This is a genomic window from Desulforamulus aeronauticus DSM 10349, from assembly GCF_900142375.1.
Classification (GTDB): Bacteria; Bacillota; Desulfotomaculia; order Desulfotomaculales; family Desulfotomaculaceae; genus Desulfotomaculum; species Desulfotomaculum aeronauticum.
Genome location: NZ_FRAR01000012.1, coordinates 41,950 through 58,301, shown reverse-complemented (window position 1 = coordinate 58,301; position 16,352 = coordinate 41,950). Strand labels below are relative to the sequence as shown.

At 48.6% G+C, this 16,352-nt stretch carries 14 protein-coding genes and 2 riboswitches; of the genes, 1 reads left to right on the top strand and 13 read right to left on the bottom strand.

Features of this window, described 5'->3' with window-relative positions; translation table 11 throughout:
- Positions 1 to 67: 67 nt before the first annotated feature.
- On the bottom strand, positions 68 to 532 hold the full coding sequence (locus BUA78_RS08070) for a DUF4342 domain-containing protein (RefSeq protein WP_072913002.1): 465 nt from the start codon (positions 530 to 532) through the stop codon (positions 68 to 70).
- 168 nt (positions 533 to 700) lie between these two features.
- On the opposite strand from BUA78_RS08070, the gene BUA78_RS08065 reads away from it, so the two are divergent.
- Positions 701 to 1,240 (top strand): DUF3189 family protein, encoded by a 540-nt coding sequence (locus tag BUA78_RS08065; RefSeq protein ID WP_084082348.1) that lies wholly within the window; start codon positions 701 to 703, stop codon positions 1,238 to 1,240.
- 93 nt (positions 1,241 to 1,333) lie between these two features.
- On the opposite strand, the gene pruA is transcribed toward BUA78_RS08065, so the two are convergent.
- The 12 genes from pruA to BUA78_RS08005 all read right to left on the bottom strand — a co-directional run bounded on the left by pruA (position 1,334) and on the right by BUA78_RS08005 (position 16,342).
- Entirely contained in the window at positions 1,334 to 2,881 is a 1,548-nt protein-coding gene (pruA, locus tag BUA78_RS08060; RefSeq protein ID WP_072912999.1) for an L-glutamate gamma-semialdehyde dehydrogenase, read from the bottom strand.
- Between the two features lie 133 nt (positions 2,882 to 3,014).
- Entirely contained in the window at positions 3,015 to 3,410 is a 396-nt protein-coding gene (locus tag BUA78_RS08055) for a hypothetical protein (RefSeq protein WP_072912996.1), read from the bottom strand.
- Positions 3,411 to 3,564: 154 nt separating this feature from the next.
- Positions 3,565 to 3,684: riboswitch (molybdenum cofactor riboswitch) on the bottom strand.
- Between the two features lie 54 nt (positions 3,685 to 3,738).
- A riboswitch (molybdenum cofactor riboswitch) is annotated at positions 3,739 to 3,858 on the bottom strand.
- Between the two features lie 120 nt (positions 3,859 to 3,978).
- The gene (cobC, locus tag BUA78_RS08050) at positions 3,979 to 4,605 is read right to left on the bottom strand and encodes an alpha-ribazole phosphatase (RefSeq protein ID WP_072912994.1); all 627 of its coding nucleotides are present in this window, start codon (positions 4,603 to 4,605) and stop codon (positions 3,979 to 3,981) included.
- Positions 4,556 to 5,740, bottom strand: coding sequence for a DVU_1551 family NTP transferase (locus BUA78_RS08045; RefSeq protein ID WP_072912991.1), 1,185 nt, complete (start codon positions 5,738 to 5,740; stop codon positions 4,556 to 4,558). The genes cobC and BUA78_RS08045 overlap by 50 nt, the downstream gene beginning before the upstream one ends.
- A complete protein-coding gene (locus BUA78_RS08040) occupies positions 5,737 to 6,771 on the bottom strand; it encodes an XdhC family aldehyde oxidoreductase maturation factor (RefSeq protein WP_072912988.1) in 1,035 nt (344 codons plus the stop codon). Before BUA78_RS08040 ends, BUA78_RS08045 begins: the two co-directional genes overlap by 4 nt.
- A gap of 200 nt (positions 6,772 to 6,971) precedes the next feature.
- Positions 6,972 to 8,261, bottom strand: coding sequence for a DVU_1553 family AMP-dependent CoA ligase (locus BUA78_RS08035; RefSeq protein ID WP_072912985.1), 1,290 nt, complete (start codon positions 8,259 to 8,261; stop codon positions 6,972 to 6,974).
- A complete protein-coding gene (gene trsS, locus BUA78_RS08030) occupies positions 8,258 to 9,622 on the bottom strand; it encodes a radical SAM (seleno)protein TrsS (RefSeq protein WP_072912983.1) in 1,365 nt (454 codons plus the stop codon). The genes BUA78_RS08035 and trsS overlap by 4 nt, the downstream gene beginning before the upstream one ends.
- Positions 9,619 to 10,050, bottom strand: coding sequence for a DVU_1555 family C-GCAxxG-C-C protein (locus BUA78_RS08025; RefSeq protein ID WP_072912980.1), 432 nt, complete (start codon positions 10,048 to 10,050; stop codon positions 9,619 to 9,621). Before BUA78_RS08025 ends, trsS begins: the two co-directional genes overlap by 4 nt.
- A 5-nt stretch (positions 10,051 to 10,055) precedes the next feature.
- Positions 10,056 to 10,790, bottom strand: a complete 735-nt coding sequence (gene trsM / locus BUA78_RS08020) for a DVU_1556 family methyltransferase (protein WP_072912977.1) — start codon at positions 10,788 to 10,790, stop codon at positions 10,056 to 10,058.
- 20 nt (positions 10,791 to 10,810) lie between these two features.
- The gene (locus tag BUA78_RS08015; RefSeq protein WP_072912974.1) at positions 10,811 to 11,023 is read right to left on the bottom strand and encodes a DVU_1557 family redox protein; all 213 of its coding nucleotides are present in this window, start codon (positions 11,021 to 11,023) and stop codon (positions 10,811 to 10,813) included.
- 12 nt (positions 11,024 to 11,035) lie between these two features.
- Positions 11,036 to 13,336, bottom strand: a complete 2,301-nt coding sequence (locus BUA78_RS08010) for a pyridine nucleotide-disulfide oxidoreductase/dicluster-binding protein (RefSeq protein ID WP_072912971.1) — start codon at positions 13,334 to 13,336, stop codon at positions 11,036 to 11,038.
- A gap of 228 nt (positions 13,337 to 13,564) precedes the next feature.
- Complete coding sequence (locus BUA78_RS08005; RefSeq protein ID WP_072912968.1) at positions 13,565 to 16,342, bottom strand: molybdopterin-dependent aldehyde oxidoreductase; 2,778 nt, start codon at positions 16,340 to 16,342, stop codon at positions 13,565 to 13,567.
- Between the last annotated feature and the right edge of the window lie 10 nt (positions 16,343 to 16,352).

The following is a 16,352-nucleotide window of genomic DNA, read 5'->3' as shown; positions in this document are numbered from 1 at the left end:
TAATGAAAAAGGAAGTGGTGCAAAAAAGCAGTTTTGCGCCACTCCCTTTTCAGTAAACTGAACAAATTTATTGCTGAGTTACAGTGGGTTCTTCATCCATTAATTTCTTTTTAGCCAAATCAACTGCATTGGATAATTTAGTAAATGCTTTATTTACCGTACTGTCGTCTCCAGCTTTCCCTTCAAACTTCATTCTATGCCCGGTAAACAAAGCCAATAGAAGTACCGGAATAACGATGTAGGAGGCAAATGCTGTTATGATAACGGAGACGGTTACCGACAAATCGAGAACTGTGCTGCCTTTCTTCGTAATCACAAACCGGGTGTTGTTTCCTTTTTTAAGCAGATTTTTGCATTTGGTAAGAAAAGTACAACTATCATTTTGTTCCGGTTTAATTTTGTTTTGTTGTTCCAAATAAATTAAGGCCTCTAGTAAATCACCGTTACATTGTTCCAGTGCTTCTTTGGCATCTCCGTAACTCACGTTGGCTCTTTTCTTTAATTCGTCAATGTGATTTAAATTAAATGTCATTTTGTAACCCCTCCAAGCAAGTTTTTATTTACAAGATTATTATAGGAAGGGAAAGCTAGAGCCTAATTAGTAGAACATTAGAATTTGATTAGAAATGTCAGCCGTACCTATCTAAAAATTACTAATCAGTATCAATCTGGGTAGGCTAGTAGATGAGGTGATGTGTTGATGTTAATTATTTACTATGATGTCGGAGGAGCTCACTCTGTACAAACCGCTGCGGGCATCCACCTAAATGTCCTACCCCAAGAAGGAAGCCCCCAGCCGGCAGAGTTATTTAAAATGAAAAAGTTTGATAACATTACCAAAGCTGATTACGGCAGGATTATTTATGCTGGCACCGATGAATGGGGCAACAACGTTTATACCCTCAGTTGCCAATATGCCAGCCCGGTTGTGGTTCCGGCGATTCGCGATATGCATAGATTAGCGGGAGGTAACCCACATGAACTGCTGATGGTGAGTACTTTGGGGACGATTAACACACTCATGAAAATCGGCGGTTTTACTTCCCGACGTCTTAAGTGGGTTAGCTTTGGACGCCCCATCGTGGTGAGAGGAACATTACAGGCCTATCCACAAATTGCGCTATTGGTCAGCGAGGTTAAGGAACTGCTCCCGAAACTAATGGAGGATAACTCCTGGTTAAAAAATTCCTGGGCAAGCACTTATCAGGACGCACAACCAGAAGAAATCATACTTCATTAAAGGCAAAAAAAGTCCCCCGGTTCAGGCCGGGGGAACAGGCGCGTTTATATTAACATTACATGAAAGCGAATTAAAATAAGGTACAAAACAGGATTAGAGCTTTTCGGAAACCACCTTTGCCTGTGTAAACAACAGCAAATAATCCCGGCCACCTGCTTTAGAATCGGTACCGGACATGTTGAATCCACCAAAGGGATGAACTCCCACCAAAGCACCAGTACATTTACGGTTAAAGTATAGATTTCCTACATGGAACTCACTTCTGGCCCTTTCTAAATGGCTGCGATCCTGGGAAAATAATGCTCCCGTCAGGCCATATTCAGTGTTATTGGCAATCTCCAGGGCCTGGTTGAAATCGTCTGCTTTGATTACAGCCAGTACCGGCCCGAATATCTCTTCCTGGGCAATGACAGCGTTGGGTGAGACATTACCAAAGATAGTAGGCTCAATATAGTAGCCTCCCATACTTTCCAGCGTATTACCCCCCAACAACAGGTCCCCTTCATTTTTACCTGTTTCTATATAGGACTTAATTCTATTTAGGGAACTTTTATCTGTAACAGGGCCAACGGGGTAATTCTCGACAGCCGTACCAATGGTCAGCTGTGCAGCTTTTTGCACCACTAGTTGAACCACTTGGTCGTATACATCTTTAACAATGATGGCCCGGGAGCAAGCAGAACATTTCTGCCCTTGAAAACCAAAGGAGGAAGCAACAATTGCTGTGGCCGCCGCCTCTATATCTGCAGTGTTGTCTACAACAATACAATCTTTACCACCCATTTCGGCAGTAACGCGTTTAATATGCCGCTGCCCCGCAACCATTTTGGCAGCCAACTCATTAATTCTTAAGCCTACTTCCTTGGAACCGGTAAAGTTAATAAATCTCGTTTTGGGGCTGCTGACCAGGAAATCACCAATGGTCCCGCCGCTGCCCGGCAGATAGTTTACCACACCCTCCGGTAAACCTACTTCTTTAAGAATGTTCATGAAGATAGCCGCAATGACCGGAGTGTTGCTGGCAGGCTTCAAAACCACAGTGTTACCCGCTACTATGGCCGCAGCAGTCATACCCGCCATAATCGCTAAGGGGAAATTCCAGGGTGGAATAACAACGCCTACTCCAAGGGGGAGATAAACCAATTCATTTTGTTCTCCGGGTATTTTGACCAGAGGTTGGGGACTGGCTAGACGGTGCATTTCCCGGGCATAAAACTCTAAAAAATCAATAGCCTCGGCTGTATCTGCATCTGCCTCAGCCCAATTTTTACCGGCTTCGTAAATCAGCCAGCTAGAAAGTTCATATTTTCTTTCCCGCATGATCGCTGCGGCTTTAAAAAGATACTCTGCTCGTTCCTGCGGTTTTACCTTTGACCATGTGCCGAAAGCCTTTTCAGCGCTACTAAGAGCCAGCTCTGCCTGTTCCAGAGATGCTTTAGCAACATAACCAACCACTTGATCACTCAAGGATGGGTTCAGAGAAGTGATTTTCTCTTCGGTGTAAATTTCTTCACCATTAATGATTAGGGGGTAATTTCCCCCAAGTTGAGACCCTACCTGCTCCAGTGCCTTTTTAAAATGAGTAACCACCTGTTCATCGGTTAGATTGAGAAAGGGTTCATTTACAAAATCGCTTACCATATCGTCACCTCATGTTTAGTATTAGAAAAACTGAGCGTTGCCCGCCTGTGAACTTTAGGTTGTCCATCAGGTAAAGCCTTAGTTTTTCTTATACTTTCATTATATAGAAGTTTTATAGTTTCTAAAATATAATTTAAGCCCGGCAAACTGTTTTACCCAGGGTTCTGCACAATAGGCTAAGATCTTTTCTTTTGTTTTGTACCACATAGATGCCAGGCCGCGGATAATCTGGTAAATGTAAATACTCATCTAGCAGCTTATTGATAATGACTTGCCTGACCGTTGATACAGATAATGCTCCGGGGTAATAAAAAGAAACCCGCATATTTCTTCTGCCATAAATTTTTTCTTCCCTTACCAGGATTCCTTCATCTGCCAAGCGGGAAAACTCAAAGTACATATCAAATACTCTGTCCGTAATATCCCCCAATGCTCCGGCAATTATTTTTAGCTCTTCTTCTCCTTGTGTGTAGCGACCAACTACCTCGCCGGGTTGAAAGGAAACCAATAATTTTCCTAATTTAATCAAATTCAACCCACCTCTTTAGAAAACCGTGCTTGCTTACCTGTGATCTATCTTCAAGATACGACAAGTCTTTAGGTGCCGACGGAAATCTAGTCAAAAAATAACAGGGTTGGCCAGTATCCTTGAAAAGGAGCACGAACCAACCCCGCGTTTAGACTCAGGTAGGTAAGGCTCTCCTTTCCACAAGGGAGGCTAACCAGTTTCCCAGCTAACCCTAACGGCCATAACACCATAAGCCAACACTTACAGGTAATATGGCTCGGAGAACAGTCAAAACACTACATCTATTATATAAAAACAAAAACCGCACCAGCGTGCGGTTAAAGACATAGCTTAATAAAGCTACCATCCTTTCCACACGGGAGGCTTACCCGTTTCCAGATAAACCCTAACGGCCGCAGTAACCATAATCTACTATCACAGGTTACAGAGCTCGGAGGTAATAAACCTAATATAAAATTATTCTATAACTATCTGAATAATCCTTTATTTTTAGAAAATATTTTAACTTTTTAGAAAACTGCTGCACAAGGCACCGTCATCACAGGCGTGAAGCAAATTGCCGATTAATTTAATTGTTGCTATGTAAACGCTTGAACCTACTTACCTTATTGAGCGCTTTCACCTGATACTTTTGATCCCGATAACTAATTACGTTCAGGCAACCGTAGTCCTGACTAAGGCAAAAAATGTTCTCCAGAGGTATACCCAATAGATGACAGAGAATTAAGCGGTTGACACCTGCATGACCGGTAATTAGGATATTCCCTGTGGAGTTCTCCATAATTTGCTGCCACTTGGCTACAACCCTCTGGCTACACTGATTAAAACTTTCTCCCCCCGGTGGACAGAACTTGACGATATCCTTGCCCCTTTGGTTAAACTCATTCGGAAATCTGCGGCGAATCTCTTCAAAGTATCGCCCTTCCCACTCCCCCAGGCAAATTTCCCGCAATTCCGGGCAAGGGATGGGGGCAAGGTTGTGTTTGCCGGCAATGATTTCAGCAGTCTCCCGGGAACGCTGTAAATCACTACAAAAAATTTGGCTCAGCCGAAGGCAACTAAGCTCCTGTCCTAACCGCTTTGCCTGGACAAGTCCCTCTTCACTTAATGGCAAATCAATCTGCCCAATAAACCTTTTGCCACCTTTAGACTCCAGAGCACCATGTCTGATTAAGTAAATCATTCTTTGTTCCATCTTGATACCCCTTACCCTGGCCAATAATCTTTTCCAAAGGAAGCTCTATCACTCTCTCTATGGCAAGCTGAATCCTTTTCGCCTGATTCAATCTCCCGATTGCCGCATTAAAAGCCGCTTCTTCGGAGGAATATTTCTGGCAGATTTCCTGAAATCTTTGCTCTAGCAAAACCAGTCGATCTTCTTTTACCAGCTTATCCGCTAGATAAACGACGGAAGCTTCGTTGATAATTTCCTCTTCCAGTAATGGCAGGTCCATATGACTGGCAACAATTTCAGCCACCCTGGGATACCCCAGTTCCCGCAGGTGCTGGGCACCCACCTGTGCGTGCTCCCGTTTCTCCCGGGCAATGTCGTGCAGCAGGGCGGCAGCTAAAATTAGGTCTGTGTCCAACCGATACCCCGCATCCCCTAAAGATTGGGCTATCTTTTTTGCCACCTTTGCTACGGCCTGGCAGTGTTGGGTCACGCTAGCAGGTACCGCTGCATTTTTTAGTAATGCCAAGCAATCCTTTATCGAAGGAATGGTATCCCTGGGCAAAGTCTCCCGGATTTTTTGATAATCGCCCGGCGTATCCATATCCAGCAGCACCCCCTGATCGGTTACTTCAACATCCCTTGCCTCTGCTGCAAATTCTTCCAGTAAAGTCCGTAGGCCCCCGTCCTTTTCCCAGGCCAGAATGGCTGCTTGATAACCGGCGGAGATCAACGGCGGATGGCCTCGCTCACCCTTGAAACAAGGATAAATAATGCCGGAGGGACAGTTTAGGTAAACATCTACTAATCTGGCAACAGTCGCGGGTCGAACCAGTGGAATATCTCCAGGCAATAAAAAGAAGGCCTCTACAGAAGCTTTGATGCTACTAACACCTGCCTTGACCGAAGAGAACATCCCACTGGCGTAATCGCGGTTGTAAATAATGTTAACTCCCATTCTGCTTAGCACAGGTAAAAGCTCTTTAGCCCGATGACCTACCACAACGGTTATCTCTTGAATACCCATTGACCGAAAGACACTCACCGATTTCTCAATGACTGTACTCCCTGCCAAGGGTAAAAGCGGCTTAAAGGAACCCATTCGGGAAGAAAATCCCGCCGCTAAGATAATCGCCCCAATGTTTCTCCGTTGACTCATCGGCTTTGTCCTGACCGGATTTTAATGAGTTCCGCTGTAATGCTAACCGCAATCTCCTCCGGTGTCTCCGCCTTAATTTCTAACCCAATGGGGGAGTGAACCCGCTGCATATCTGCCTCTGTAAAACCTTCCTGCCGCAGCGCCCGGTAAATGGTGTCCCGTTTTTTCTCGCTGCCAATCATGCCGATATAACCGGCATTGGTCCGAAGAGCCTGGGCCAACACGGCCTTGTCGTAGGCATGTCCTCTGGTAACAATGATCAGATAACTATCCCGCTCAATCTCCAGATCTTTAAAGGCCTGCTCAAAGCTTTCCAGAACCAGCACCTCATCCACCGACGGAAAACGCCCGCGGTTAGCAAACTCCTCCCGGTCATCCAACACGACAGTCCTAAAATCCACGAAGGTAGTTAGCAAGGATAATTTCTGGGAGACATGCCCTGCACCGAAAATATAGACCGTACCATTGGAAGTGATGGGTTCCACCAGAAAGCGTTGTCCCGCTAAGGTGATTACCTGCGGGTACCTACCAGACAAGCTGGCAAACTTCTCAACCCATTCTGTTGGTCCGGTAAAGGTGCCGATAATAGAATGATCTTCCTTGATCAGAAAGGTTTGACTGCTATCCGTTACTTCTAAGGGCGTTACCAGTACCACTCTGCGTCGATTTTCGATAGCCTTTACCATAGCCTGATAGACTGGCAGCAGTTGCTCATTGGTTGCATCCAGATGTTCAACCAGCACTTCCAACCTCCCACCACAAATCATGTCCATCTGCCCGGCTTCACTGCCCGTAAGGTTAAATTCTTTCCTTACCCTTTGTCTGGTCTTAAAAACCTCCACCGCCAATTCCTGAACCTTGGCTTCCACCAATCCTCCCCCGATGGTGCCCAGAAAGGATTGATCGGGTAGAATGATCATCTTGGCCCCAGCGGTACGTGGGGCTGAGCCGGACTGAGTTAGGATGGTGGCCTGAACAAAACTTTTTCCCTGTTCAAGAAAATCCAGCATGGCTTGGTATAGTTTCTTCATCACGATCCCCCCGTTCCCTTAGGTCTTTATTCAATGAGCGCTTGCGCGAATTGTGCGCCAAAATGCGGGCGCTTTAGCGCCTACATTGCGCATTTTGTGTGCATCGCGCCGCGAGCGTTTTATCAAACGCCCCTCCGTCGGGATTAAACCCACCACTAAGGAAAAAAACGGTTTATCTCCTCCCTAAAGAGGCCGGGGGCTTAGAGGTGTTTGATCAAACGCTTGGCGGTGGTACTTTGCAAAGCCCCTCCCCTGGGTAGTATTTCCAAACAAATTTCCAAACTACCCTGTCTGGTTGCCCGTTGGATCGTTGGCACAGTATCTAAAGCAGCTCGAACAACTTCCTGCATACTGCCATTCATCCCATCCGCCATTTGCACCACAATGGTTAACCGATCCCGATGGTTAGTGCGGGATAAAGTAACTGTAAAGTTTAGTAATCCGGTCACTGGAAAAAGGGCTTCATCCAATTCCCACAGGCGCAACCTCCCCCCTGCCAGTTGGCAGGTTCCTGCTACCCGGCCTTTGACTTGTCCCATTCTTCTTAGCATACTGCCACAGGGACAAGGTTCCGGGATAAAGCGAGCCAAATCTCCGGTGCGGTAACGAATGAGGGGCATCCCCCTTCTAGTGAGGGTGGTAAAAACCACTTCACCCGTTTCACCCTCCGGCACTACTTGACCCGTGTCAGGATTGATGATTTCAAAGTACAAATCTGCTTCCCGCAAGTGATATCCTGCCAATGCTGCACACTCAACCCCGCCCCCCAGTCCCATCTCCGTCATTCCGTAGTGACTAAAGACCTGGCAACCCCAGCTTTGCGCCAACTCGCGGCTAATTGCCCGGGGAACATAATCGGCACTTAAAAGCACACTTTTTAAAGGGAGGGGATATCTTGCCAGAGCTAGCACCTGAGTAGGAATTCCCACCAGGGCATTGACCCCTTGTTCTAGGATGATTTGCCGTGTTTGATTTGGGTCTGTCAGCAAACCGTGCGGTATCGCTCTGACCCCTAGTCGCGCTAAACCCTGTGCCAGCAAATCGCCTACACTGCCCGGCAGTTGCCCGGGCAACAGGATGAGCACGGTGTCCCCAGGTCCTACCAAGGTAGACATACCAATTTGAAAAAAATCAATGGTTAACTCTTGATCCTGTTTGGTGAAATACAACCTTTTGGGTTCTCCTGTGGTGCCTGAACTCGTCAGGGTAACCACCCGGCTAATCTCATCCTGGGAAACGCACAAAAATCTCAGGGGGTTCTGGCGGATATCCGCCGCTGTCGTAAAGGGCAGGTCTTTCAGCGACGCTAAATTTGCCAGAGTTCCCCGCCCGCCTAATTTTTTTCGATAAAAGGAACTATGTTGAACCGCTAACTCCATGGTCTGCCGCAACTTTTGCAGTTGATATTGCTCAAGGGTCTCCCGGTTTAAGGAACTGCCGCTAACGCCCAGCTTATGGGCCAGCCAGTTTTGCAGCGGGGTTATTTTCATCTCTGCTTCACCTGCCGGTACAGGGGCTGTCCCTGGCTGTCCGTTAAATTATAGGCACAGAAGGGTATCAACTTGCGATCCTGTGACATCACATGGATGCAGCAATCCTTCAGCCGTTCCAAATCCAGATTCCAGGCGTCCTGGAAAGCCATCCCTGAGATGCTGAAGGAATGGGTACGGGCTCTTTCAATAAAGGCATCCCAAAGGTCAAAGGCTCCCCCGTGGCTACCCACGGCAACCGTCCTTACCTCCGGCGCAGCCCAATACTTGGCCACAAAGCCTCTGGCTTTGGCAGCACCAACTTCGGCTTTTTCTACAGTACCGCAGCAGCCCTCATGCTTGGTCCAAGGCCGTAGTTCACCGCCGGGCAGCAAGACAAAATTACCATGGAAGGAGCAAAGGGCATTCTCGCACCCCGGAGGTTTAAAACTCTCCCTTTGAATCTTGCCTTCACTTTGCCGCTCTATTTCACGAATCACCTCCGGTATGGTGATGCGGTCGCGGTCTGCCGGTGCTTCTGGATAGCGGCCAAAATAGCTTACCGGTTGGAAATGAATCCCCCGAACGGTGGGTAAATAACCTAGGGCTAGTTTAATCATGGCTCCGATATTATGTACATTTACGCCTGGCACCAGGGTGGGTACCAAAACAACCCCCAACTGGTACTCTCGGCAATGCTCGATAGCAAGCAGCTTTTGCTGTAAGATTGCCTTTCCCCGTAAGGTTTGATAAATAGCCTCCTCGGTGCCATCAAACTGCAGGAAGACGGAAGTTAAACCGGCCTCTTGACATCGCTTAACAAAGGAGGGTTCCTCCGCCAACCGTAAACCGTTGGTGTTTAGCTGAATGAAGTTAAAGCCCAGTGATTTGCCAAGACTGATGATCTCCGGTAAGTCATCCCGCAAGGTGGGTTCCCCGCCGGATAGTTGAATATTAAAGGGACCACCGGCCAGCAGAATTTGTTCAAACCAACCCTTGATGGTGGCTAAATCCGGGTCTGCTGCCGGATCTGCGCCGGCATTGGCAAAACAATAGGTGCACCCCAAATTACAGCGCTGGGTAATCTCCAGTAACACTGTGCAGCTATGCTGCCGATGGTCCGGGCAAAGGCCACAATCAAAGGGACAGCCCCGGGAGACGGTTGTAAAGCATGCTTTGGGCTGGGAAGGCAATTTGGGCCTAGCCCAGCTTTGATAGGAGGGAAGTCCTTGCCAGAGCAGCGTTTTTGTGAGGCCATGCTCCGGGCAGTCTTTCACCAAAAAAACCTGATCCTTTTGCAAAACCCTTTGGGCGGGTAACCGTCGCAAGCAAAAGGGACAAACACTTTCGGTAGTGCTTAGAATCGTACCCTGTTCGCTCATCGACTTCCCTCGGCTAGATCAATCCCATAGTTAAGGAGAATTTCCCTTACCTTATCGTAGGTGGCCGTAACAATTTCACCACACTTCACGGACACAACCTGATATTGTAGTTCCTCCCCCAAAATATCGCCGCAGGTAAACCCACCATATGCAGAGGTACCCTGTGCTTTAAACCAGTCAACCAGTTCAGCAACCATCACCTGAAACCTCTCATGGTCGGCGGCATAAAGTCCCAACAAACAGGCTCCACCGGTTAAGGCACCGCAGGTTTCCCCGGAAAAACCCATGCCGCCCGCCAGCCCGGCCATCGCCCGGAGGAGGTCTTCATTACTTTTTCCCTGGGCATCCAACCCCAGTTGTAATAAAATCTGACTGCAGGAAAAACCCTGTTGGGCCAGTTCAAACATACGAAACATTGTTTCCGACATGGTAATTATCTCCCCTCTCTTTGGGCAATTAACAGGTAATAGCCCGGCTTGGCCTTTTTGATGGTCTCTTGTATCCGGTTACCGTCAAAGGTCTCGGAGTCAGCCTGCTGCCAAAAGTTGCTCATGGAGCCGTGCGTTAGGATCAGCTTAACCACCAGTTCTTTTAAAAGCTCGGAATGGTCCTCCCAGATAACGATCTTAAAACCTGCCAGAGCAAGCATTTCCTCTAACTCCTCACGACCCAGGGCGCCGGTAATACAGCTAACCAGCGGTAGTGTCCTAAGGTCTGCCGTTGCCGCCGAATTTTTGGCATAAATATCCGTTACGATCAGGTAACCGTCGTTCCGTAACACACGGCAGCATTCTTGGAGGACGATTTGCGGATGATCCATTACCGATAGGGAACATTCGGCAAAAATCCCGTCCATTTCAGCGGGACCAAAGGGGAGGTTTTCGCCCACAGCCTGCAAGAGGGGCAAATTCGAGCTTCTTTGGCGTCCCTTTTCTAACAGCAGTTCCGATGGGTCCACACCCACTGCCTGTAATTGGTATTTACTTCTCAAGTATTCAACGGTGGCACCGGTTCCACAACCAACATCCAAGACCCTGGCCCCTGGCGATAAAACACAATGCTCCATGGCTCGATCTGTCAGATGAAAGCCACCGGGCCTAATACTATCGCCAGTCACTTGCCGAACAGCATTTCCTTCGTAGATGCGGCAACTTTTTGCGCTGGACATTTTGTTTACCTCCGCTATCTTTACTTGTCTTCCAGGGCCTTTTCTACTTCCAGCATTTTACCGGTGGCTAGTTCTTCAGGAATGTACACCAGCCCGCACTGCGGACATTTCGGCAATTGAATGGGAAATTTGCTATTGAGATACGTTACCTCGACGTTGCCCAGTTCCATCACGATACCGCATTTCATGCATTCAATAACCTTTTCTGCTCCTTGGCCTTTTCCTTGGCTCATCCTTTCACTTCCTCATTCATCTCCATGCGGAATTTCCATTCTATGGGAGTAGGTATTATAGATCCTAAATCCCTCATTCTCCGGCTGATACTCTACCCAGTAGGTCACACTGACCGGTTGATAATAGGCTAAGTAATGGCCACTCTCGTGATTGAAAAGTTTTTTGCCGGTTCTCTCGGCATGTTCAATTACTTTTTGGATATCTTCCACCAAAATAAGGCGATGCTCCATTACTTCCTGAACATCCTCGGCAATCCACAGTTTAATCGTGGCAAAGGAATTTTCTGCTAGCACGGTCTTCTCTCCCCATAGCTCTTTCAGTAGTTTGTTTTTCAGTCTAACTCGGTTTTCCCGTCGCTGTGAGTAACCGGGACCACGCCTGGCAGGTGCTACCGGATTTGCCTCGCCATAGATTAAATCCAGCAGATGATAGGTTCTTTTGCCTTTGCCAGCAAAATTGTCCCGGCAAATAGCGCAGTAGGCCACATAATCGGCAGGACTTTGGTTGATGCGGCGCTTCATCACATCATCCGCCAGCCCATGGTTAGCAAACTGCATCAGTCCACCATAGCCACAGCACTCCGTCTTATCACGGCTGGTTGGCAGCTCGTCTATCTGGCAGCCCAACTCCCGTAAGATTTTTCGTACTCTTTCCTGAAGATCTTCCTCCTGTCGGGAGGTACAAGCATCGTGCACGGCAACCCGTGCCGGTCTCTCTGCACCAGCGACCTCCGGCAATCCATATTGATCGTACAACTCCCACAGAGAAATCGTTTTCATCTCCGGCAAATGTTTCTTAAACATTTGGCCGCAGGTGGAACAGGCCAGAATAAGACGCGGCCTGCCCATTTCCTCCCACTGTGCTTTGATCTGTTGCAGTTCGCCATCAAACACCTCTGTCCGTCCAGACCATTCTGCCGGTGCACCGCAGCAACGCAGCATCAGACCTACCCCGCCGGAAAGTTGCTCGGTTACATAAGCATAGGCCCTTTCCACATGGTTTGGGGCAGAGGCACTTAACTGACAACCGGGAAAAAAGAGATAGTTACTAACAGTATGTCCAGGCTGGTGGCGGGTCAACACACACTGCTCGCCATTGCTGAATTCCATATCCCGGATGGGAAAATCATGGGCGGAGGGGGGCATTTTCCCCTTGGTAACCATCTCCTGACGGGCCAATCCACACAGTTCACCCAGATGGAGCCCTTCCGGGCAGACCTCCTGGCAAAGACCACAGAGACTACAGGAATTAATCAACGTGTTGGCTTCATGCCGACCCTTAATCATTTTTAAGTTATGGTTAATTTGTCGGATATATTTCTTTGGGTATCCCTTAAAATGGGTTAGATATTGACAAACCTTAACGCATTCTAAACACTGGCACTGAATACAGCGGGCAGCCTCCTGCATCGCTTCTTCCTGTCCGTAAAAACTGCGATTATGGCCCAACGGTACCACTGGCAGCGGCTCTACCCCAATAATACTGGTGAAAAGCCGCGTCTTAAAGGACCCCTCGTTCTCACGGGCCGCTGTCAGGGAAACGCCTTGCAAATAACGATCAATGGAAATAGCCGCCCTTCTACCCTCTGCCACAGCACCAATGGGCGAAGCTGCCCTTTCTTTATCCGGGCTTCCTGCTGCAAAGACACCCTTTTGTTCGGTGCTCAGGGTAATGGGGTCAATGGTAAGTTGATCTTGTTGTTCCGAAGGCAGCGTGCTCAGGAACACCGCATCGTAATCCTGACTTAGAGCAGCCAAAGATATATCCTTATCCACAGTGGTATTTAGTTGAATAGCTACCCCAAGCTGATCAAAAATAGCTAGGTCCTCAGCGATTACTTGCGAGGGTAAGACAGCTGCAAAGTTCTTGCTGAGGCTTTCCCCCAAGGTACTGCCAGCTTCAAAAAGAGTTACCGAGTATCCCTTCTTTGCCAAGTCATGGGCAGCCGTTAAACCACGTAGCCCTCCCCCCACAATAACCACCCGTTCTGGTTTCCTGGGTGAGGGTGTAGTCTTCGGTAAGGGAATCGACATCTGCTGCACACAGGCTTTTTCCAGCGCAGCGATGGCGATGGCATCTCCGGCCCCCCCCCGCTTACAGGCACTTCGGCAGGGCTGATCGCAGATATGGCTGATAATCCCCGGCAAGGGGACAGACTTTCTATATATATGGAAGGCTTCAGTAAAACGCCCGGCTTTGATTTCCGCCAGCATGCTTCTTACATCCACATGAACAGGACAGGTTGCGTTGCAAGCCGGGGGATGCTCCTGAATACACTTTTCTTCAAATTCCATAATCTTTTTGTGGTCCATGTTTTCCCACCTTATATCAATAAGGAAACCTAAAACGAACTAAAAGCCGAAACTATTTAGTCCGTTTTAAGAAAAGCCTTAGATCATTAATCTTGAATAGAAAACTTGGCTTGTTTACCTGCCTGTTTATGACCTATCGGGTACGCCAAGTCTTTAGACGCCGGCGGAAGCTTAGTTTGCCTTTATGCATGTCGGAAAGTATACTACTTTCCGACATGCCAAATTCGTTTAGAATGCAGGATTTTTAATGGGACGCTTAACAACGGGAATTTCTTTACCCTGTAGACCAGCCAGAACTTTTTCCGGTAAAGCCGGCAGTTGGGTAATCCGTACGCCGCAGGCATTGTAAATAGCGTTAGCAATGGCGGCGTGGGGAGCTGTCAAGGGCAATTCACCAACGCCAGTGGCGCCATGCGGGCCAAACTTACGGGTGTGGTTGACATAGATGATCTCCAAATCGTCTGGAACATCCTTGGCGTAGGGAATACCGCAAGCACGCATGGTGGTATGTTTCTTGAGGTCTTCGAAATCTTCGGTCAGTGCCAGGCCAATGCCCTGGGCTAAGCCGCCGTAAATTTGTCCATCCAGCACGGTCTTGTTGATGATCTCCCCAACATCCGCGGCCAAAGTCATCTTAACTACCCGCACCTTGCCAGTCTTGGTATCCACTTCCACTTCTGAGAGGAAAACGCCATACATATAAGTGGCAAAGGGCTTGCCTTGACCCTTCTCATCGCAAGCGGTGCAGTTATCGGCTGCCGTACTCCACTGGCCGACATACTTCAACGGGATATTGTTGGCCACGGCTTCATCATAGGACATGTAGGTTCCATCGTCCTTCCGTAGAGCCTTCACCATTTGTTCGCAACCGTTGACAGCAGCATTACCAATCACCAATTGGGAACGGCTGCCACCGGCGGGTCCACCGGCCGGAGCTAGGTTCATATCGTTGGTAACCAGTTTAATTTGTTCAGGCTTGATACCCATTGGCCGCAGGGCTTCGTGGGAGGTAGCCAGCAGTCCCATATCTGCACCCTGGCCGTGATCTTGCCAGTTGGTGCTAACCTGGATTCTGCCGTCTGCCAGCAGTTCTACCCATACCTCAGCGCCGTCTACGCCATCCAGACCGCAACCATAGGCCCCGACAGAAACACCAACGCCGCGCTTTTTCTCTGGGGTAGAAAGCTTCTTGGCATTCTCCAAAGCCGCCTGATACTTGGGACGGATGGCATCAATTAAAGCTTCCATTGAATAAACTTCGGGTTCGTGACCGGAGGGGTTGGTGGTACCGGGACGGTACGCGTTGATATAGCGCAGTTCCAGCGGATCCATACCCAATTTCTCGGCCAAGACATCCATGAGAGTTTCGGAGGCAAAGAAGCTCTGGGGTGATCCGTAGGCCCGGAAAGCAGAACCCCAACCGTGGTTGGTGCACACGGTATAGCCTGTGCCACGGATGTTAGGAATGCCATAACCGGCACCAATGAACTGGGCACCCCGGAGAGTCAGAAGATCGCCAAACTCGGAGTAGGGGCCGTGATCCACTGCCCAGTTGCTTTCCATTGCGATAATTTTGCCATCCTTATTAGCACCGTACTTCAGGTCCACAAAGAAGGGAGACCGTTTGCCGGTGTAGGTAATTTGCTGGTAATAGCTGAAGTTTAAGAATACGGGCTTACCGGTAGCCATGCAAGCTGCACCTACCAAGGCTTCAATGGTGGGACTGAATTTATAACCAAAGGTACCACCCACGCCAGGGAACTGGGAGAGGAACAGATTTTTACCCGCTTCCAGACCAAGACCTTCCCCAATCATCAGGGCATGCAGATCTAAACCAATGCTCTTGGATAAAATTTGCAGGTTGCCGTTGCCATCATAGTAGGCAGCAGCCACGTCCGGCTCGATGGGCAGGTGGGGTTGACGACCTACGAATAAGTCTTCCATGGCTACCACAACATCGGCCTTTTCCATTAACGGTGCAGTATCTTCACCCTTTTCAATGGGTTGCTTATAGTAAACGTTGGGAGTACCAGGATGGATCTCAATAGCATCCGGTTCCATAGCAGCAGGAGCACCCATGTAAGCCGGCAGCACTTCCAGTTCCACTTTAACCTTCTCCACAGCAGCCTGGGCATTTGCTTCGGTATCAGCGCAAACAATGGCGATAGCGTCACCAAACTGGAAAACCTTTTCATCGCACAGGATCGGGCGATCATAGCTATCCCCTTTGTTGCTGGGGAAGTTCAGGCCGTTGATCCGGTTTTTACCTTTAATATCCTTGTGGGTCACCACTTTATAAACACCAGGCATTTTTTCTGCTTCACTGGTATCAATGGACAGAATTTTAGCGTGAGAGACCTGCGCTTGTACCAGTTTCAGTTGCAGAGTTCCGGCAGGCATCTCTAGACCAAAATCAGAACCATACTCGATGGTACCGGTAACCTTGGCCACTGCAGAAGGACGGGGATAATCGGTGCCCAGGATCTTACCGTCGGCGGGCATCTTAAAGCCTAGGTCCTCCACAGAGATTTCACCACGCATCAGTTGAGCCGCAGCCATAACAGCATCTACCAGAGGCTTGTAACCGGTGCAACGGCAAACGTTATTGTGTTTCTGGAACCAGTCCCGAACCTCTTCCCGGGTGGGACTACTGTTTTCATCCAGCAAAGCCTTCGAGGAGACAATAAAGCCCGGTGAACAAAAACCACACTGGGCAGCGCCATATTTAACCCAAGCCAACTGCAAAGCATGCAGATTGGTAGGGGTACCGATGCCCTCAATGGTGGTAATGATGGAATCATCGGGAAGCCGCTTCATCTTGGTGGCGCAGGATAAAACTACTTTCCCATTGAGAATCACCGAGCAAGCACCACACTGGGCCTTACCGCAACCAACCTTGGTACCGGTCAGATGCAGTTGCCCGCGTAGCACATCTACCAACAAAGCTTCCGGGTCGGCAATCAACACAGTATTGCTGCCGTTGATATTGAGCTTCTTTTTAATCAAATTCCTACAC